The 3215-nt window shown below is 75.0% G+C and carries 2 protein-coding genes; both read left to right on the forward strand.

Features of this window, described 5'->3' with window-relative positions; genetic code table 11:
• The first annotated feature begins 42 nt into the window (after window positions 1–42).
• Window positions 43–2688 (forward strand): nitrite reductase large subunit NirB, encoded by a 2646-nt coding sequence (nirB, locus tag H5J30_RS23590; RefSeq protein WP_181789377.1) that lies wholly within the window; start codon window positions 43–45, stop codon window positions 2686–2688.
• Window positions 2685–3068: a nitrite reductase small subunit NirD gene (nirD, locus tag H5J30_RS23595; protein WP_181789378.1), complete on the forward strand. Its 384-nt coding sequence runs from the start codon at window positions 2685–2687 to the stop codon at window positions 3066–3068. The genes nirB and nirD overlap by 4 nt, the downstream gene beginning before the upstream one ends.
• Window positions 3069–3215 lie beyond the last annotated feature (147 nt).

A 3215-nucleotide genomic window follows, 5' to 3' on the forward strand; every position in this document is an offset into this window, starting at 1 on the left:
GCTGCACCATCTGCTCACCGACCACCTCGGAGGCTCCTGACGATGGCGACCACCACGACCCACCCGCCCCGCACCATCGTGCTCGTCGGGCACGGCATGGTCGGGCAGCGCTTCCTCGAAGCCCTCGCCGAGCACCGCGTCACCGGCACCGACCGCGTCGTCGTCTTCTGCGAGGAGCCCCGCCCCGCCTACGACCGCATGCACCTCACCTCCTACTTCTCCGGCACCTCGCCCGACGGGCTCTCCGTCACCCCCGCGGGCTTCATGGCGGAGCACGGCATCGAACTCCACGTCGGCGACCCCGCCGTCGCCGTCGACCGGGCCGCGCGCACCGTCACCTCCGCCGCCGGCCGCACCGTCGCGTACGACGTGCTGGTGCTGGCCACCGGCTCGTACCCGTTCGTCCCGCCGGTCCCCGGCAACGACGCCCGCGGCTGCTTCGTCTACCGCACGGTCGAGGACGTCCTGGCCATCGAGGCGTACGCGCAGGATGCGACGGCCGGCGTCGTCGTCGGCGGCGGGCTGCTCGGGCTGGAGGCGGCGGGCGCGCTCCAGGGGCTGGGGCTGCGGACGCACATCGTGGAGTTCGCGCCCCGGCTGATGCCCGTCCAGGTCGACGAGGGCGGCGGTGCCGCCCTGCGCCGCACCATCGGCGACCTGGGGCTCGACGTGCACACCGGCGTCGCGGGCAAGGAGATCCGCACCGGCGCCGGGGGCGCGGTGGCGGGGATGGAGCTGTCGGACGGCTCGGCCGTGGCCGCGGACCTCGTCGTCTTCTCCGCCGGGGTACGCCCGCGGGACGGACTCGCGCGCGACGCGGGCCTGGCCGTCGGCGAGCGCGGCGGCGTCGCCGTGGACGAGCGGTGCCGTACCTCGGACCCCGCGGTCTTCGCCATCGGGGAGTGCGCGCAGGCCGCGGACGGCCGGGTGTACGGGCTGGTGGCGCCCGGGTACGAGATGGCGGAGACCGCCGCCGCCGTGATCGCGGCCCGGCCGGCCCCCGCCCCCGCCCCTGCCCCTGCCGCAGCCGCGGCGCCCAAGACCTTCACCGGTGCCGACACCTCCACCAAGCTCAAGCTCCTCGGCGTCGGCGTCGCCTCCTTCGGCGACGCCCTCGGCGCCGCCGACGGCTGCCTCGACGTCGTCTACTCCGACTCCCGCGCCGGCCTGTACAAGAAGCTCGTCGTCGCCCGCGACGGCACCCTCCTCGGCGGCGTCCTCGTCGGCGACACCGACGCGTACGGCGTGCTCCGCCCGCTCACCGGCAGCGTGCCGCCCGTACCGCCCGAGCAACTGGTGCTGCCCCCGGGCGCCGGCGCCCCCGCCGCCCTCGGGCCGGCCGCCCTCCCCGACGACGCCGTCGTGTGCAACTGCCACAACGTCTCCAAGGCCGCCGTCCGCGGCGCCGTCGCCGACCACGGCTGCACCACGGTGCGCGAGGTGGAGAAGTGCACGCGCGCGGGCTCCGGCTGCGGCTCGTGCGAGAAGGTCCTCACCGCGCTCGTCAACGACGAGCTGGCGGCCCGCGGCGTCGCCGTCGACACGGGCCTGTGCCGCTGCTTCGCCCACACCAGGACCGAGCTGTACGAGATCGTCCGCGTCAAGCGCATCAGCTCGTACGTCCGCCTCCTCGACGAGCACGGCCGCGAGGAGGCCCGCAGCGGCGACGGCTGCGAGGTCTGCAAGCCCGCCGTCGCCTCGATCCTCGCCTCCCTCGCGCCCGTCATCGGCGCCGCCGGGTACGTGCTCGACGGCGAGCAGGGCGCCCTCCAGGACACCAACGACCACTTCCTCGCCAACCTCCAGCGCAACGGCTCGTACTCCGTCGTCCCGCGCGTGCCCGGCGGCGAGATCACCCCCGGCAAGCTCATCGTGCTCGGCGAGGTGGCGCGCGACTTCGGGCTCTACACGAAGATCACCGGCGGCCAGCGCATCGACCTCTTCGGCGCCCGCGTCGACCAGCTCCCGGCCATCTGGGCCCGCCTGGTCGACGCCGGGTTCGAGTCGGGGCACGCCTACGGCAAGGCGCTGCGCACCGTGAAGTCCTGCGTCGGGTCGACCTGGTGCCGCTACGGCGTGCAGGACAGCGTCCGCATGGCCATCGACCTGGAGCTGCGCTACCGCGGGCTGCGCTCGCCGCACAAGCTGAAGGCCGCCGTCTCCGGCTGCTCGCGGGAGTGCGCCGAGGCGCAGAGCAAGGACTTCGGCATCATCGCCACCGCCGCCGGCTGGAACCTGTACGTCTGCGGCAACGGCGGCGCCACCCCCCGCCACGCCGACCTGCTCGCCCAGGACCTCGCCGACGACGAGCTGATACGGCTCGTCGACCGGTTCCTGATGTTCTACATCCGCACCGCCGACCGGCTGGAGCGCACCTCCGTCTGGCTGGAGCGGCTGGAGGGCGGCCTCGGCCACCTGAAGGACGTCGTCGTCGGCGACTCGCTCGGCATCGCCGCCGAGCTGGAGGAGCAGATGGCCGCGCACGTCGCGCACTACCGCGACGAGTGGGCCGCCACCCTCGCCGACCCGGAGCGCCTCGCCCGCTTCGTCTCGTTCGTCAACGCGCCGGGCGTGCCGGACCCCACCGTGCGGTTCGTCCCCGAGCGCGACCAGGTCAAGCCCGACCTCACCCTGCTGTCAGGACCCGCCATCCCGGTGCGCGGGACGCTGGAAGGAGCCCCCGCATGACCACGACGGTGTACGCCCCGGCCCGTACCGTGCTGCGCGTCGAGATCCGCACCGCGGCCGGCTGGCACCCCGTGTGCGGCCTCGACCTCCTCAGCCATGGCCGCGGCGTCGCCGCGCTGCTCCCGGACGGCACGCAGGCCGCCGTCTTCCTCGGCCGCACCGGCGACGTCTACGCGATCGGCAACCGCGACCCGTTCACCGGGGCGTACGTGCTGTCGCGGGGGCTGCTGGGGTCGGCGCCCTCCGCCCAGGGGAGCCGGCCGTTCGTGGCGTCGCCGCTGCTGAAGCAGCGCTTCGACCTGGCGACGGGGCGCTGCCTGGACGACGAGGAGGTGGCGGTGCCGGCCTACCGGGTGCGGGTCGCGGAGGTGGCGGCGTAGCGGAGGGTACGGACCGGGCGCCCGGCCCGTACCGCCGGCACCCTCGCGCGGCGCCCCGGCTACCGTTCCGTGCATGGGGTACACCGACGCCGACCTCGAACGCTGGGCCCCCGAGCCCGACAAGCGCCCCGGCCGCACCGCCTTCCA

Origin of the sequence: Streptomyces phytophilus, assembly GCF_013870535.1 — a bacterium.
GTDB classification, from domain to species: domain Bacteria; phylum Actinomycetota; class Actinomycetes; order Streptomycetales; family Streptomycetaceae; genus Streptomyces; species Streptomyces phytophilus.